Raw genomic sequence first — 16,249 nt, forward strand, 5'->3', positions numbered from 1 at the left:
GGCGCGGGCCCGGCGGGCGGCGGGCTCGCGGGCGCCGGCCCGGCGAGCGGCGGGCTCGCCGGCAACGGCCGGGCAGGCGGCGACCTCACCGGTAACCGCCTGGGCGGCGGGCTCGCCGGCAGCGGCCTGGTGGACCGCGACCGCCCGGCGGGCCGGTACGACCGGCGGGCCTTCCTCGACCGGTTCGAGGACCACACGGGCGAACCGGGCTTCGACATGATCATCGCCAGCACCCCGACCCTGGTCGGCTTCGTCTACGGCTACCAGGCCGACCGGGCCCGGGTCTGGCACCCCGGCTTCCGCGACGGACTGCCGCCGGAGATCGACGAACTGACGTACGCGAGCCCGGTCTTCACCGTCGCCGAACTCTGCGTACTCCCCACCCACCGCCGCACCCGGGTCGCCACCCGCCTGCTCGACCAACTCCTCACCCGCGCGACGGGCCCCCTGGCCACGACGACCATCGACACCACCAACCACCCGGCCCACCACACCCTCACCCACTGGGGCTGGACCCCCATCGGCCCCCTACTCCCCGAATCCCCACCCACCGCTGGGGAGCCGACCGGGGGCCGGGAGGCGTGGGGGCGGCGGTTGGGGCGGTAGGCGGGCAACAGCCGTTGCCCCGCCCCCTACAACACCCAAGGAGATCCATGCTCGCCGGTGAAGAGTTCGGGCGTCTCTTCGAGGACTTCGAGCGGACCGCGTTCCGGCTGGAGACGTTGGACGCGTACGACGTCGAGGAGGAGCAGGAGGAGATCGCGCGGTTCCTGGCCGGCGCGGACATGGGCCCGGAGTGGGCGGACAACCCCTGGGTGCGCTCGATGACCGACAAGGGCAAGCAGGTCGCGCGCGTCCACGTGCTCAGCTCGCCGCTGACGGACTACCTCAGGTACGAACTGTCCGCGTACCCCGGCAACGTCACCGCGGGCGAATCCATCGGCGTCATCGACCGGTCGGAGCTGGTGGCGCCGGAACTCCCCGACCACGACTTCTGGCTCTTCGACGACCGGGACGTCTATCGCATGCACTACACCGCGGCCGGGGCGTTCATCGGCGGCGAACTACTGCCGCCCGACGCCCTCGCCGCGTACCAGGGCCACCGCGACCGCGCGCTGGCCGCGGCCGTGCCGTTCGTGGACTACTGGGAGCGCCACCACTGACCGACTCGATGGGGACGGCCCTGCGGGCCCTGCGTCACGCCTCCGGTCGCACGGGGGACGCAGTGGCCCGTGGGGCTTTCTTCACTCCCAACGGGTGGCCGGACAGCAAGACTCACCCACCGTTCCCGAGCCCGGCCGGCTCATCGAGCGCGAACCACACCTGTTTGTGGGCCTGTTCCCGCCGGGCTGGCCAGGTAACGCCCCACTCCGCGCACAGCTCCCCCACGAGCAGCAGGCCACGGCCTCCCTGACTGTCCATCGGCACCTCGGGGTGCGGCGTGGGACGCTCGTCCCAGGCGTCGTCCCAAACGGTGACCTGCACCCGCCCGGGATGCAGCGAGACATCGAGGTAGACCAGGGGCGTGCAGGTGTGGCAGTACACGTTCGTGACTAACTCGCTCACGCATGCACGGGCATCTCCAGCGACCCTCCCGTGCCCGGTCATGACGAGCAGCGTCGAGACGAGATCGCGCATGATCCTGGGCGCGAACTCAGAGTTCGGCACGACCAGGCGGGTCGCCGTCGCTGCGGTGAGGGGCGGGGCTGCTACATGGCTCATGTCAAGGCTCCCAACGTGACGTGAGCGCCGGCCGCACCGCCGTCCATGGCCCTGGGCATCCGCGATTTATCAACAGGCGTGCAGATGACTGCACTTCGGGGCTTACCGGCGGTGCGCGGTGCTGGGAGGACCATAGCCCACCGGGATCAACATAGCTACCCTCGCGGATCCATGTTGATCCCTGTGGACTGGCGTCACTCCCCGGATGCAGACTTGCGCCATGCCACCAAGGACAGTGACGACCGCACGTCAACGTCGACTCGGCGCCGAGCTGCGCAAGATGCGGGAGGCCGCCGGCCTCAACGCCCGAGAAGCCGCAACAGCGCTCGGCATCGATTACACCAAGGTCAGCCACATAGAGACGGCGCGGACCGGCGTTGGCTCCGATCGGCTGCGCGTGCTGGCAAACAGCTACGGATGCACCGACGAAGCGTACTTGCAGGCCCTCATTTCCATGGCCACCGAGCGTGATCACGGCTGGTGGGAGGAGTACCGCGGAATGCTCCCCGCCGGATTCCTTGACCTGTCCGAACTTGAGGCGAAAGCCAAAGGCCTACGCACCTATCAGATCGCGCATCTACCGGGCCTCGCGCAGACCGAGGACTACGCACGGGCGGTTTTCAATTTCACTTTCCCTCGCCTCGAAGAGAACCACATCGACGCAAGGATCGAGCATCGGATGCGGCGAGCGCACATCCTCGACCGCAAGGGCGGGCCGCACTTCAGCGCCGTGATCCACGAGGCCGCGCTGCGGATGAAGTTCGGCGGCACGGCGACCACGAAGGCGCAGCTTGAGCACCTGCTCACGCTCTCAGAGCGGCCGAACTGCACGATCCGCATTCTCACTTTCGACGCCGGCGGCTTCGCGGGCTCAGGGCAAGCCGTTCTGTTCGCCCAAGGCGATGTCCCGCAGCTCGACACCGTTCAGATCGACTCCGCACATGGCGCAGATTTTCTCGACGCGGCAGCACAGCTCAACACTTACCGAGACCTATTGACCGAAGTGGAGTCCCGTAGCCTGGAAACCGCACAGTCGCGGGACTTCATAAGAGAAATCGCGCACAAGTTGTGAAAGGGCAGAAGATGTCAGAAAACGCATGGCAGCGGTCCTCGTTCTGCGGCGGAGGCGGCAACAACTGCATCGAAACCCTGCTACAGCCACAGGACGGCATCATCCTGATGCGCGAGAGCCAGGTTCCCGAAGCCACCATCGCCGCAACTCCGGAACAGCTCGCCGCCTTCATCCAGGGCGTCAAGGCCGGCGAGTACGACCACCTCATCTGACCAACCCCACGCCACAGCCCCCGCACCCAACGGTCCGGGGGCTGTGGCGTGTAGGCATATGCCAGTTTCCAGCGAGGTCAACATAGACGCGGAATCACTATTGCTCCCACCCGTTGCGTGACGCTACGGTTGCGGCGCGTTGCCGCTCCGCGACGAACCCCCGGCCCGTCAGGACCGCACTGCCACGTCAACTCAAGCTACTGGCCATGGAGTTGAGGGCTTCACGGGATGCCTCTGCGTACATCAGGGAGGGTCACCAACTCCGAGCGCAGAGCGGCGCCGCCCCTTGTCACCAACCCGGCGATAGGACACACCGTGACCACCATCGCGCACCCTCACGAAGCCTTCCCCCTCGCCTCCGCAGGAGCCCCCCTCCCGCACAGCAGCGAGCAGCCGAAAGCCCCACACACGCGTCCTTGGATCCTCCGCTACGCGGTAGCACCCGAGCCGCTGCAAGCCACCGTGCGCCCATCTGCCGTGTACGACGCGGCTCGTCAGATCTCCGTCGGCGTCGACACCGACGTACTGCCGTACATGGTCACGCACCGCCCCACCGTCCCGGACGGTGACGCGAAGAATCCACCGCCGCTCGACGAGGGCCCGAAGGACTGACGCCGCCATGCCCACCGTCCTCGTCATCGCCGCCCGTGACGACTGGCCGACAGACCGCGTCATCAAGGCCCTGGAGGAGCGTCAGGCCACCGTATTCCGCATGGATGCAGCGGAGTTCCCCGAAGAGGTGGGGGTCGCCGCCCGGATCGACGGGACGCACCCGTGGGACGGCAGCATGCTCAACGAGCATCACGTCCTGGCCCTCGGCGATGTCGACGCCTGCTACTACCGCGCACCCAATCCGTTCCGCTTCCCCACCGGCATGTCCGACGCCGAGCAGCGGTTCGCCGCCGCCCAGGCCCGGGCGGGGTTCGGTGGCGTACTCACCGCGCTCGAATGCCGGTGGGTCAACCACCCATCAGCCATGTCTCGGGCCGAGTACAAGCCGTACCAGCTCGCCGTGGCGCGCCAGTGCGGCCTGACCATCCCTCCGACTCTGATCACCAACCGCGCCGTAGCGGTGAAGGCCTTCGCCCGCAGTACCCCGGGGCAGGTCATCTGCAAGCCCGTCGCAAGTCCCGTACTCATCGAGGACGACCAGCTCAAGACGGTCTACACCCACGTACTGGACTCGGACGACCTGGCGGACCTGACCGGCATCGAGACCACCGCCCACCTCTTCCAGGCCTGGGTGGACAAGGCCTATGAGGTGCGGCTGACCATGGTCGGCAAGCGGGCCTTCGCGGCCGAGATCCGGTCCACCACCGAGGCCGGTCACACAGACTGGCGCAGCGACTACCGGTCACTTCGCTACCGCCCCATCGAGGTGCCCGAAGACGTGCTACGCAAGGTCCGATCCCTCATGCAGCGTCTACACCTCCGCTTCGGAGCCCTGGACTTCGTCGTCTCTCCCTCTGGCGAATGGACCTTCCTGGAGGTCAACCCCTGCGGTCAGTGGGACTGGATCCAACACGCCACCGGCCACCCCATCGCCGAATCCATCGCCGCCGACCTCCTGGGGGAAGCCGTATGACCACCCCACCCAACCCAGCCCACCCCCGCCTCGCCGCCCTAGTCGAGCTGCTTCGGCAAGCTGGGGCCATTCGGTCCGATGAGTGGGCCGAGGCGTTTGCCGTGGTGCCGCGGCACGTATTCGTTCCTCGGTGGTACGAGATGGAGACCGATGAGCGGGGGGTCGCCGTCTGGCGCGATCAACGGGTGGGGGGGCAGGCAGAGTTGGCGCAGGTGTACCGGGACGTCACCCTCGTCACCGCGCTCGACCCGAGTACGGCCGAGCAGGTTGGTGGTGGGGGTTGGACCGGTGTGCCCACCTCTTCAAGCACCCTGCCGAGCCTGATGGCCGGCATGTTGGAAGAGCTACGGGTCGCGGACGGGCAGCGGGTGTTGGAGGTGGGGACCGGGACCGGGTACAACGCGGCGCTGCTCTGTGCGCGGCTCGGTGATCGGCTCGTGCACTCCGTCGACATCGACCCGGGTCTGGTCGCCAGCGCCCGCGGACGGCTCGCAGAGCTCGGGTACGAGCCGGATCTCGTGGTCGGCGACGGGCGGGGCGGGCACCCCTCGGGCCGGCGGTTCGAGCGGATCATCGCCACCTGCTCCGTGCCCCGTCGGCTCCCGGATGCCTGGATCGAGCAGGCCGAGCCCGACGCGGTGGTCCTCGCCGACGTCGACTTCGGCATCGAGGGCGGGCTCGTACGGGTGCGCGTGGACGGGGCGAGGCATGCGCGCGGGCGGTTCGCGGAGACCTCGGGGCGCTTCATGGCCGCCCGCGGCGACGCCAGCGGCTACCCGGCGCCCGAGCCGCACGTCCCGTACGCCGCGGCTCGCGGGACGCGGCCCACCGCGGTCAGCGCGGCCGACGTCCGCGCCCACTACCCCTTCCGGCTCCTGCTCGCCCTGGAGCTGCCCGATGCCCAGCTCGCCTACCACCACACCGACGAACAGCCGCTCTCCCTCCAACTCCACGCCTCCGACGGCAGTTGGGCCCGCGCGCCGCTGAGCGGTGAGGGCGCCGAGGTCGCGTACGGCGGTGGGGGCGACCTCTGGGGGGAGGTTGAGGCCCTCTGGGAGTGGTGGTGTGCGCAGGGGCGGCCGACTCAGGAACAGTTCGGGTATGCGCAGGATGTGGGGGGTGACGTGCGCGTATGGCACCTGGGGACGGGGCGGCGGTGGGGTGTGGGTGCGTGAGTGCAGCGCGGCGGGGGGTGGGTTGGTCGCGGGGGCCGGTGCGTACGGCTCGGGGGCGGCCGTGTGGTCAGCCGTACGCACCGGGGTCGGGCCGGTCAGACGCTCCAGCCTCCGGCCGCTGCCGTCGTCTTGGCGAACTCCGTGAAGGAGCGGGGCGGGCGGCCCAGCGCACGCTGGACGCCGTCGGAGAGATAGGCGTCGGTGCCGTTCCGCAGCGGGGCGATGACGTGCGCGAAGGCTTCCGCGTCCGCGGGTGGTAGGCCCTGGGCGACGAGTTCGGCGACGTAGGCGTCGACGGTGAGCGGGGTGTAGCGGACGGTGCGGCCGGCGGCCTCCGAGATGGTGGCTACCACCTCGTGCAGGGTCAGGGCCGCGGGGCCGGAGAGTTCGTACGTCTGGCCCGCGTGCCCGTCTTCCGTCAGGGCCGCGGCCACCACCGCGGCGATGTCATCGGCGTCCACGAAGCTGGCCGCGCCGTCGCCGCCGGGCAGGCGCAGTTCACCGGTGCGGACGGCGTCGGCGAAGAAGCCCTCGCTGAAGTTCTGCGCGAACCAGCCGGGGCGGCTGATCGTCCACGCCACGCCGCTCTCGCGCACCGCCGCCTCGCTGTCCAGGATGCCGTCGAGCACGCCGGCGCTGTCCTGCGCGTAGTTCGGGTCGTCGATGCCGCGCCCGGAGGCCAGCACCAGGCGCCCTACCCCGTGCGCCACCGCCCGCTCCACGAAGGGGCGGACCAGCTTCGTACCGTCCAACTGGACGACGTAGACGGCCCGTACGCCGGCCAGGGCCGCGTCCCAGGTGGTGCGGTCGGACCAGTCGAAGGGGAATTCCCCGTGCCGCGCCGCCGCCCGCACCGGCAGGCCGCGGGCCCGCAGCCGGGCCACCACGCGGCGGCCGGACTTGCCGGTGGCGCCGGTCACGAGGATGGGGCGGTCGGCTTCGGGGGGCTGCCGGTCGGGGGCGGCTGGCTGGGCGGGGGCGCTCGCCTGGGCAGGGGCGGAGGGCACGGGCTGGTGTGGAGTGGGTTGTTCAGACATGCCCGCCAGTCAAGCCGCGGGAGGTGAGTGCATCCATAGACAGAAAGCTCCCTTTGATATTCGGGCGTCTCGATCGGTGCCTACACTGCGCGCATGGATGCCGTATCGGAGCTGTTGGCGGAGGTACGGGCGCACGGCGCCGTGTTCCGGCGGGCGGTCATGCGACCGCCGTGGGCGCTGCGGATGGCCAGCGGGGCGCCGCTGACGCTGGCCACGATGGTGCACGGCCGGGCGTGGATCGTCCCCGACGGGCAGCCGCCGGTGGCGATCGGCGTGGGGGAGGTCGCGGTCGTACGGGGCGACGCGCCGTACGTGGTCGCCGACGACCCGGCGACCGCCCCCACGCTGGTGGTGACCAGCGCTGACTACTGTTCGGGGGCGGCGGGCGAAGCACCGGGCGGCGGGTCCGGGGGCGCGCCGAGCGGTGTTCCCGGTGGCGCGCCGAGGGGCGTTCCGGACGATGGTCCCTGCGGCACTCCGGACGGCGGGGCAGGCCCCGCCGCGGACGGCACGCCAGCCGTCCTGCTCAGCGGCGCGTTCGAGCGGCGCGGTGAACTCAGCGAACGCCTGTTGCGGGCGCTGCCCCCGGTGCTGGTGGTGCCGCTGGACGACAGCCCGTACCCGACGGTGCAGACGGTGGCCGATGAGATCGGCAAGGAGCGGCCGGGGCAACAGTTGGTGCTCGACCGGATGTTGGACCTGATGTTGGTCTCGGCGCTGCGGCACTGGTTCGACAACCCGAACGCGGACGCCCCCGCCTGGTGCCGCGCCCTGGACGATCCGGTCGTCGGCCCCGCGCTGCGGCTGCTGCACGACGCGCCGGCCCGGCCGTGGACGGTGGCGGGGCTTGCGGCCGAGGTGGGTGTCTCACGGGCGGCGCTGGCCCGCAGGTTCACCGCGGCGGTCGGCGAACCCCCCATGTCCTACCTGGCGGGTTGGCGCGTGGCGCTCGCCACCGACCTGCTCAGGGAGACCGACCAGACGGTCGCCGCGATCGCCAAGAAGGTCGGATACGCCCATGCCTTCGCCCTCAGCGCGGCGTTCAAGCGCCTGCACGGCACCCGCCCCAGCGACCACCGCAGCCCCTCCCCTACGTGGCGGGCCCGGTGAGCGGAGGGAACGGGTGCGGGGCGGTGGTGTGTGGGGTGGCGTGGGTGGGTGGGTGTGCGGGCCGCGCGGAGTGGGGTGGTGGGGAACGGGCCGCGGCGGGGGCGGCGCGGCGCGGCGCGGAACAGCCTCGCAGCACGGGGCCGTGTGAAACGGGGCGGTACGGAACGGGCCCGCGGGGGCGGGACCGCGCGAAACGGGGCGAGAATTCGACTCCTTCACGTACCTTCCGAGCATCCCGAAAGTCTCGCTCACCGTTGGCCGGCGCGAACCCCATCGCATTCCGTTGCGCGCGCCACGCCCCGTACGTCCCCCCATAGGGGATCGCTCCGACCGCATATCCTGGCCATTTCCGTCCCCGCCTATTGACCGCGCACTACTTCCCCACACGATGGCCGTTTATCCGGCACGCGGAAGGAGGCGGCCGAGCACCCGGGAGACCCCTGCCAGTGCACGAGTTGGCTGGTCAGCGGCGCATCAGTGGCTCGGCGTGGCGAGTTGGGCGTACGGGGCGCGGGGGTGGTGGGATATCTTTCGCGCGGCCGAATGCACCCCGCAATTCAGCGTGCGTTCGAAGGAAGTTGTTCCGGACGGGGAATACCGACCACATGGCGAACCCGACCCGAGAACACAATCGAACCTCCTTACGACTGCGAAGAGAATGCGAGAGGGGACGCATGAACGCCAGAGTGAGTGATTCCGGATACCGCCGACCCCGGCCAGGTGAGCACGTCTACGATCCGCACACCGAACGGATCGGTGTGCTCCAATCGGTTCATGGAGTGGAAGACCTCCTGTTCGATCCCGAAGTCGAAGGAAAACGTATTGCGTTCCTGCGACCCGTTGGCGGCGGCATCGAGTGGACGGCCGACGCCGACGGCCTCCGCTTCCCGGTTCCGGACGGCGATCGGGCGCCGGCCCGGGTGACCGGGGCGCGCCCCCTGCTGGACCGGGAGTAGCGAGCGGCCGGCGCACCGGCGCGACACCGCCCCTCCCCAGCGGGGCTCCAGCCGGGCCGGGGCGGCGTGCGAGGGGCGCGGTGCACGGTGGGGAGGCCGGGCGGCAGGGGCCGAGGCGGAGAGCCGGCGCAGCGAGGAACCCGGGCGGCGAGGGGCCGGGGCGGAAGGCCCGGGCGGCAGGCCCGGGGCGGCTCCGGAATGCACTGAGGGTCCCGGCAGGCGTAGCCAGGACCCTCGACGCGTCCCCGGCCGGTGAGAGGCGACGTGTCCCCACCTGGCCGGAGAATCAACGGAGCCGATGCGTGGCGGGCGCACCCGATCCGTTGCCCGCCCTGAAAAGAACGCGGGGCCAACACGTTACGGGCCTGGCCACGCGGACCGCATCGGTCATGCGGCTGATCTCGTGCGTACCTCACCGGCGGTAGCTCCGTCGTATGTCAACCGCCGCCGGTACGAGCGAGGTTCGGCCGCTTTGCCACCCGGCGCGTCCACCCATCGGTACCGATCGATCTACGCATCCGCCAACTCCCGGCGAAAATCTCCGACTTAACGGATAGGGGTTACGGCGGGCCGTCCCGCGGATGGCGGGAACCAGACGCTCGGGGTGGCGCCGCCCCGCCCGCCGCCGTCGGGGGTCACGGACGGCTCAGCGGCGGTGAACCGGCCGTGAGCCCGCCTCACCACATGGCCGAAAACATAGGGTGCAGTGGCTCACACTATGCGCCCCCACCTTCACCACCCCGCGCCCCCAGGCAATCCCGGCATGACCGGACGCTAACGCATCTCGCCTGTGAAGGTGATCACCCTCGGCTCGGGGAACCCTTCGGGCCCTGGCCGGCGGGGCAGAGGACGTCGTCGATCAGTGCGGTCGACGCGTCTTCCTGGCGCTTGGATTCGACCAACGAGTCCAGCCGCTGGGTGGACATGGACACCACCACGCTGCGCCGGCCGTCCTCGCTCACCCCGGTGCGCGTGCGGTAGCCGATCATGTCGCCGCTCGGAATCCACACCCGTTCCCCGCAGGCCGTCGGCCGCGAGAACAGCCCGAGTCCGTACCGCGCCCCCGGCCAGATCTTCGTCACCTGTTCGCTGACCGCGACCGATCTGGTCAACTCGCGCCGCTCGGCGGCCGTCAGCAGCCGGCCGTCGAACAGGGCACGGACGAAGGTGGTCAGGTCGGCGGTGGTGGAGAGGTGGCCGCCGGAGGCGTCCGCGTCGTCCAACAAGGTGGTGTCCACCGGCCCTTCGGTGCCGGCGAACATCGTGTAACCCTTGGCGTGCGGGCGGGGCAGCCGAGGCCCGTCGGGGAAGCGGGTGTGGCGCAGGCCGAGCGGCTTGATGACGCGCCGCTCGATCTCCTCCGGCCACGGGTTGCCGGTCACCCGCTCGATGACCATGCTGAGGACGACGAAGCCGGTGTTGGCGTAGCTCCACCCCCGCCCCGGCGCGAACAGCGGCGGCTCCTTCATCGCGGCGGCCACCAACTGCTCGGCCGTACGCGGGTGGAAGCGGTTCGCGTAGTACTCGTCGCGCGTCTCCATCGGCGGGTATCCGGAGTCGCCGATGCCGCTGGTGTGCTGGAGGAGGTGGCGCAGGGTGATGGCGTTCTCGTCGTAGCCCTCGCCGGAGAGCAGCCCCGGCAGCCAGCGCCCCACACTGTCGTCGAGCGACAGTCGGCCCTCGGTCGCCAACTTCAGCATGACGGTGGCGATCAGGGCCTTGTCGGTGCTGCCGGTCCTGAAGTAGCCGTTCGGCGCGACCGGTCTGCCGGTGCGCAGGTCGGAGACCCCGCTGGTGGCGGTCTGCTGCCGGCCGTCGGGCCCGGTGGTGCGCACCTGTACGCCGGTGACGCCGGCGTCGCGGATCGCGTCCGTGTCCCGTTGGAGGTCGTGGCCCGCGTGCTGGCGGCCGGCCGTCGCGGGCGAGCCGCCGCCGGCCGCCGCCGCACTGCCGGACGCGCCCGCCGTGCCCACGGTCGCCACCAGCGCCGCCACCGCGCCACCGGCCAGCCAAAGGCGCCGCCGTGCGGTGGGGGTGCGGGACGCCGCGGCCCGTACGGGCACGGGTGCCGGTGCGGATTCGGGTGCCGGCGCGGCTGCGGAGGGTTCGGGCCGGGCTTGCGGTTCGTCATGCATGTCGTGCTCCAGGCTCGTGCCGTAAGGGAGTTGGACCCTTGATCGGGGCCGTCACCACCCTGGTGGACCTACCGGAACCCCCGCCATCCGAATGTCCCCCGCACCCGCCGTCCCGCCGCCCCCACACCGGGCCGGGGGGTGGCCGGATGGCCGGACGGCCACCTGGGGCGGATGGGCCGGTCAGCCCCGGGGCCAGGACCGCTCAGGGCGCCGGCGGCAGCCGCGGCGGCGGCGCGGACGCGGGGCACGGCGGATGCGGCGGCCGGGTCGCCGGCGGGGTCGCCGGCTCGCTCGCCGGCGGGGCGAGTTCGGCGCGTACGGGGAGCTGCGCGGGAGGTGTCGCGGGGAGCTGCGCGGCGAGGATCAGCGTCAGGTCGTCGGAGGTGCCGGCGCCCGCGTGGGCGTGCAGCAGGTCCAGGAGGCGGCCGAGCGAGGCGTCGAGGGTGGGCCCGTTGAGCGCGGCGAGCACCTCATGGTCGAGCGGGAACAGGGTGCCGTCGGCGTCGCGGGCCTCGGCGAGACCGTCGGTGTAGAGCAACAGCCGCTGATCCGGGCCGAGTTCAATGCGTTGCAGGACGGGGCGGGGCGCGAGGCCGAGCGGGGTCGAGGGGGCCGGCGACTCCAGGAGTTCCAGGTACCGGCCGGCCCGTAGCGGTGGCGGATGGCCGCAGTTGACGAGCCGCACCTCGCCTGGCGTGAAGTCGGCGAGGACCAGCGTGACGAAGTCCTCGGCCCCGAGTTCGGCGGCGATCCTGGCGTCGAGGGTGCGGGCGAGGGCGATCAGGTCGGGCTCGGCGGCTGCCGTCTGCCGGAAGGCGGCGAGCACCGCGGCGCTGAGCCGGACCGCGTCCAGGCCGTGCCCCTTGGCGTCGCCGACGATCAGCCGCGGGCCGGCCGGCAGCAGGATCGCGTCGTGCAGGTCGCCGCCGATCAGGGCGTGTTCGGTGGCCGAGCGGGTGCGCACGGCCAGCGTCAGGTCACCGATGGCCGGCGGCAGCGGGCGGGCGATCGCCTGCTGGGCGACGAGCGCGATCCGGGTCATCCCGGCCAGCGCCCGGCGCGCCTCGCGGTGCGCGCGCTGGGCCGCGGCGCAGGCGTGCTTCGTGCGCGCGTGGACCCGCTGCCGGTGGGCCAGCGCGCGCCGGGTCTGCACCAGCGCGTGCCGGGTGCTGGCGTACGCCTCACGGGTGCGGGCGTAGGCGCTCCGGGTACGGGCGTGCGCCCGGCGCATCCGGGCGTAGCCGCTGTGCGTACGGGCCTGGGCCCGCTGGGTACGGCCGCGGGCCCGCGCCATGGCCGTCGCGCAGAGCGCGCCGACGGCCACCACCAGGATCTCCACGAGGTGGTCGGCGCCCGGCGCCCCGGTCGCCACCCCGGCCCTGCCGTCCCCGGGCAGCAGCAGCGCGAGCAGGACCGCGAGCGTGCCGACCGCGGCCGTGGCCACCGCGCCCAGCCGGTACGCGGCGAGCAGCGGCCCCACGATCAGCAGGCCGCCGAGCGAGACCCCGCGGGCGAGGGCGTCGGCCAGGGCGATGGCCCCCTCGGTGAGCACTGCCGACAGCAGCCAGCCCCAGTGCGAGCGCACCGCACACCTCCGCGATGGGCCCCCGGGGAGGGGCCGGACCTAGACACCCTCGCAGACACCGGAGACACAAGTAGTCACTTTCTTACTTTCTGTGAACCCGCTACGGACAGAAGCAGCCGACACCACGCCCATTCCCCCAGAAGCCGTCAGGCCGGGGGCCGGCTGCCCTGACGGGCACGGGCTCCGCCGGCGCAGGCCCTGCCCGTAAGGAATCGGCTCGCACGGGCGCCGCCGGCACGGGCTCCGCCCGCACGAGACGGCCCACCCCATGACCCGTACCAGATCCGCGTCGTGACCCCTGCGCGGTCGGCGCCGTAGCCTGCCCCGGGGTCGGTCGGCGCCCTCGTCGGGCCGGTTCCGTGGCCGGAATGCGGGCCGCCGGGCGGAAGGTCGGCTTCCGGGCGTCCCACCCCCTTGCCGGCCCTGGCTGGCGATGCCGCATCCTTTTCCTGGCGTTGTTGGCGTCGCTGGCGCACCGCGGAAAACCCGGGGGAAATCGTGGAACGAGTGATCGACGATCGCTTCAAGCTGTTGGAGCGGCTCGGCGGTGGCGGCATGGGCCTGGTGTGGCGCGCCCGCGACCTGGCGCTCCACCGTGACGTGGCGCTCAAGGAGGTGCGCCCGCCGGACCCGGCGCTCGCCGAGTACGACCCGGAGGCGGCCAGGCTGCTGCGCGCCCGGGTGTTGCGCGAGGCGCGCGCCCTGGCCCGCGTCGACCACCCCAATGTGGTGACCATTCACCACATCGTGGACGGCGGCGACGACGCGTACCCGTGGATCGTGATGGAACTGGTCACCGGCGGCTCGCTCCAGGGCCGGCTCGACCAGGGGCCGATGACGCCGCCGGAGGCCGCCAGGCTCGGCAGCGGCATCCTGGCGGCGCTGCGCGCCACGCACGCGGTCGGCATCGAGCACCGCGACGTCAAGCCCGCCAACGTGCTGCTGCGCAAGGACGGCCGGCCGGTCCTCACCGACTTCGGCATCGCCGCCATCCGCGAATCCACCAGCCTCACGGCCACCGGATCCATCATCGGCTCCCCCGACTACATGGCCCCCGAGCGGGTCCGCGGCCGGGCCGGCGGCCCCGCGGCCGACTTCTGGTCGCTCGGCATGCTGCTGTACGTGGCCGTCGAGGGCTACCACCCGCTGCGCCGCGAGAACACCCTCGCCACCCTCGCCGCCGTGCTCAACGACGAGGTCCCGCCGCCGCGCCGGGCCGGCGTGCTCACCGAACTGCTGCGGCTGGTGCTGGTACGGGACCCGGGCGCGCGCCCGGACGTCGGCACGCTGGAGCGGATGCTGACCGCGGCCGGTGCGCAGGACGCCGCGCAGGGCGGCGCGGGCGGCGGGTCGTTCGGGCCTGCTGCCGGCGGTGCGGACGGCGCCGCGGGGGCGGCGGGCGTGGCCGCCGGGGACACGACCGAGGCGGCCGGGGAGACGGCGCCGTGGGACGGCCCGGGCGCCACGGGCACGGGCACGGGTGCTGGCACGGGCGCGGGCGCTGGCGTCGCCGCCACCGGCACCGCCACCGGTCGGGGGTCCGGGGCCGCCGGCGTCGCGGACGCCCACGGCACGCCCGGCTCGGGCGGGCGCCAATCCGGCGCGCACTCCGTGGCGGACCGGCCGGCCGGCGAACCCGCCCCCACCTCCTTCCACCTCGCCCCACCGACCCCACCGGGGCCGTACGCCGCGGGTACGCCAGCCACGTCGGGTACGGCAGGTACGGCAGGTACGGCAGGTACGGCAGGTACGGCAGGCATATCGGACGCACCGGCTGGTTCGGGAAGCGCGGGCGCCTCGGGCGCGAACGGCGCGGCCCGTAACGGCGGTTCACCGGGCGCGGCCGGTACGGGTGGCGCTGCGGGCGCGGCCGGCACCGCGCGGCCCGGCCCGGGTGCGAGCACGGGCACGGGCACGGGCACGGGCACGGGTTCCGCGGCGCCGCGGCCGGCGGCGGGTGCGGCGGCCGGTGGGCGCGCGTACGGGACGGCCGGTACGGGAGGCGCGGCCAGTACGGGGAGCACGGCCGGTACGGGAGCCGCCGGTAGTACGGGAGGCACCCGCGGCAGCGGGCGGAGTGCGGCGGCCGATGCCGGGCGGTTCCGGATCGGGGCGGGGGCCGGGGCGCCCGACCCGGCCGACGCGCGGCGCCGGGTGCGCCGGAACCGTACCTTCGCCATCGCCCTCGCGGTCTCCGGTGCCACGCTGACCGGCATCCTGCTGTGGTGGCTGCTGCCGGTGCCGGGCGACGGCGGGGGGAAGACGCCGGACCCGGGCGCGCGGCCCAGCCAGAGCGTGACGCCCACCGAGCCACAGCCCGGCACCGCGAACCAGCCGTCGGCGCCCGCCTCAGCGGACCTGCCCGAAAAGGTCGACCTGTTGACCCCGGACGGCATCCGGCAGGCCATCGACAAGCTGCGTCCCGTGATGGGCGGCAGCAAGGTCATCCAGCTCGTGGTCTATCCCGAACACATCTCGGCCGAGGCGCTGGTGAAGGGCAGCACCAAGAAGTACGACCGGTTCACCTACCGCGGCGGGGAGTCCGCCACCCGGGACGGCGCCGGCGGGACCAAGCTGGACGGGGCGACCCCGGTCGACCTGAACGGCTTCGACTGGGACGCGGTGCCCGAGCTGATGCGCACGGCGGACCGCACGCTCGGCGTCGACCAGCCCACCAGCCGCTACCTCATCGTCAGCCCCGCGTCGAAGGCGTTCAACGAGGGCCCCACCATGAGCGTCTACCTCTCCGACGCGTACGGCTCCGGCTATCTGAAGGCCAGCCCGCAGGGCAAGGTGATCTCCACGTACCCGCAGGAGGGCTGACCGGCGAGCCGGCTACGCCGGGGCACACCGCCCCGGCGCCGGCGCGCCCGTACGCCTCAACCCCGGCCCATGCCCCCCGTGTCGGGTCGGACCAGCAGCCCGCGGTCCATCGCCACCACCACCGCGTGCGTGCGGTCGCTCACGTCCAACTTGGCGAAGATGCGCAGCAGATGGGTCTTCACGGTCGCCTCGCCGATGACCAGCCGGCGGCCGATCTCGGCGTTGGACAGGCCGTCGGCCACCGCGCCCAGCACCTCCACCTCGCGGCCGGTCAGCGCGGGTTGGGCCGGCCGGCGCATCTTGGCGACCAGCCGCTGTGCCACCTGGGGCGCGAGGACCGTCTCGCCGCGGGCCGCGGACTCGATCGCGGCGACCAACTGCTCCCGCGACGCGTCCTTGAGCAGGTAGCCGACGGCGCCCGCCTCCACCGCCCGCTCGATCTCGACGTCGGTGTCGTACGTGGTGAGGATCAGCACCCGGGTGTGCGCCCCGCCGGCGATGATCCGCTCGGTCGCCGTCACGCCGTCCATCCGCGGCATCCGCAGGTCGAGCAGGGCCACATCGGGCTCCAGGGCCCGCACCTGTTCGACCGCCTCGGCGCCGTCCGCCGCCTCGCCGACGACCTCGACGCCGGGCTCCGGCGCCAACAGGGCGATCACGCCCGCCCGCATCACCGTGTGGTCGTCCACCACCAGGACCCGGACGCGCCGCCCGCCCGCGCCTCCGGCCCCCGCCTCCCCGGCTGCCCCGCCCGCCCTGGCCACCATCCCGCGCTCCCTCCCGCCAGCCGTACGCGTCACCTCTTGTACGCGTCTGCGCTTGTCCGTGTGTGCCTGT

14 protein-coding genes and 1 pseudogene are annotated in these 16,249 nt (G+C 72.6%); 10 read left to right on the top strand and 5 right to left on the bottom strand.

Annotation, left to right across the window (positions count from 1 at the left end):
- On the top strand, positions 1–606 hold a 606-nt coding region (locus ACMA1D_RS09640), incomplete at its 5' end, for a GNAT family N-acetyltransferase (protein WP_414723454.1).
- Between the two features lie 47 nt (positions 607–653).
- A complete protein-coding gene (locus ACMA1D_RS09645; protein WP_414723455.1) occupies positions 654–1,163 on the top strand; it encodes a DUF6879 family protein in 510 nt (169 codons plus the stop codon).
- Positions 1,164–1,275: 112 nt separating this feature from the next.
- Here ACMA1D_RS09645 and ACMA1D_RS09650 read toward each other — a convergent pair whose 3' ends face one another.
- Complete coding sequence (locus ACMA1D_RS09650; RefSeq protein ID WP_414723456.1) at positions 1,276–1,722, bottom strand: ATP-binding protein; 447 nt, start codon at positions 1,720–1,722, stop codon at positions 1,276–1,278.
- A gap of 235 nt (positions 1,723–1,957) precedes the next feature.
- Here ACMA1D_RS09650 and ACMA1D_RS09655 point away from each other — a divergent pair, with 235 nt between their 5' ends.
- From ACMA1D_RS09655 to ACMA1D_RS09675, 5 genes are all read left to right on the top strand, one after another.
- Entirely contained in the window at positions 1,958–2,794 is an 837-nt protein-coding gene (locus ACMA1D_RS09655) for a helix-turn-helix domain-containing protein (protein ID WP_414723457.1), read from the top strand.
- A gap of 11 nt (positions 2,795–2,805) precedes the next feature.
- The gene (locus ACMA1D_RS09660) at positions 2,806–3,006 is read left to right on the top strand and encodes a DUF397 domain-containing protein (RefSeq protein WP_414723458.1); all 201 of its coding nucleotides are present in this window, start codon (positions 2,806–2,808) and stop codon (positions 3,004–3,006) included.
- A gap of 315 nt (positions 3,007–3,321) precedes the next feature.
- Entirely contained in the window at positions 3,322–3,618 is a 297-nt protein-coding gene (gene tgmA / locus ACMA1D_RS09665; RefSeq protein WP_414723459.1) for a putative ATP-grasp-modified RiPP, read from the top strand.
- Positions 3,619–3,625: 7 nt separating this feature from the next.
- Complete coding sequence (gene tgmB, locus ACMA1D_RS09670) at positions 3,626–4,591, top strand: ATP-grasp ribosomal peptide maturase (protein WP_414723460.1); 966 nt, start codon at positions 3,626–3,628, stop codon at positions 4,589–4,591.
- Positions 4,592–4,731: 140 nt separating this feature from the next.
- The gene (locus ACMA1D_RS09675; RefSeq protein WP_414723461.1) at positions 4,732–5,766 is read left to right on the top strand and encodes a methyltransferase domain-containing protein; all 1,035 of its coding nucleotides are present in this window, start codon (positions 4,732–4,734) and stop codon (positions 5,764–5,766) included.
- Between the two features lie 95 nt (positions 5,767–5,861).
- Here ACMA1D_RS09675 and ACMA1D_RS09680 read toward each other — a convergent pair whose 3' ends face one another.
- Complete coding sequence (locus ACMA1D_RS09680; RefSeq protein ID WP_414723462.1) at positions 5,862–6,803, bottom strand: NAD(P)H-binding protein; 942 nt, start codon at positions 6,801–6,803, stop codon at positions 5,862–5,864.
- Between the two features lie 93 nt (positions 6,804–6,896).
- Between ACMA1D_RS09680 and ACMA1D_RS09685 the strand changes: the two genes are divergently transcribed.
- Together ACMA1D_RS09685 and ACMA1D_RS09690 are read left to right on the top strand one after the other, a co-directional pair.
- Positions 6,897–7,913, top strand: a complete 1,017-nt coding sequence (locus ACMA1D_RS09685) for an AraC family transcriptional regulator (RefSeq protein WP_414723463.1) — start codon at positions 6,897–6,899, stop codon at positions 7,911–7,913.
- A 779-nt stretch (positions 7,914–8,692) separates the two neighbouring features.
- Complete coding sequence (locus tag ACMA1D_RS09690; RefSeq protein WP_414723464.1) at positions 8,693–8,869, top strand: hypothetical protein; 177 nt, start codon at positions 8,693–8,695, stop codon at positions 8,867–8,869.
- A gap of 800 nt (positions 8,870–9,669) precedes the next feature.
- On the opposite strand, the gene ACMA1D_RS09695 is transcribed toward ACMA1D_RS09690, so the two are convergent.
- Both ACMA1D_RS09695 and ACMA1D_RS09700 read right to left on the bottom strand, forming a co-directional pair.
- The gene (locus ACMA1D_RS09695; RefSeq protein WP_414723465.1) at positions 9,670–11,004 is read right to left on the bottom strand and encodes a serine hydrolase domain-containing protein; all 1,335 of its coding nucleotides are present in this window, start codon (positions 11,002–11,004) and stop codon (positions 9,670–9,672) included.
- Between the two features lie 202 nt (positions 11,005–11,206).
- Positions 11,207–12,589, bottom strand: coding sequence for a PP2C family protein-serine/threonine phosphatase (locus ACMA1D_RS09700; RefSeq protein WP_414723466.1), 1,383 nt, complete (start codon positions 12,587–12,589; stop codon positions 11,207–11,209).
- 555 nt (positions 12,590–13,144) lie between these two features.
- Here ACMA1D_RS09700 and ACMA1D_RS09705 point away from each other — a divergent pair.
- Positions 13,145–13,901: pseudogene (locus ACMA1D_RS09705) on the top strand (serine/threonine-protein kinase); the annotation flags it as partial.
- 1,567 nt (positions 13,902–15,468) lie between these two features.
- Here the strand turns inward: ACMA1D_RS09705 and ACMA1D_RS09710 are convergent.
- Complete coding sequence (locus ACMA1D_RS09710) at positions 15,469–16,179, bottom strand: response regulator (RefSeq protein ID WP_414723467.1); 711 nt, start codon at positions 16,177–16,179, stop codon at positions 15,469–15,471.
- Between the last annotated feature and the right edge of the window lie 70 nt (positions 16,180–16,249).

It is taken from the genome of Streptomyces sp. 796.1 (assembly GCF_047525675.1).
In the GTDB taxonomy this organism is placed as follows: domain Bacteria; phylum Actinomycetota; class Actinomycetes; order Streptomycetales; family Streptomycetaceae; genus Streptomyces.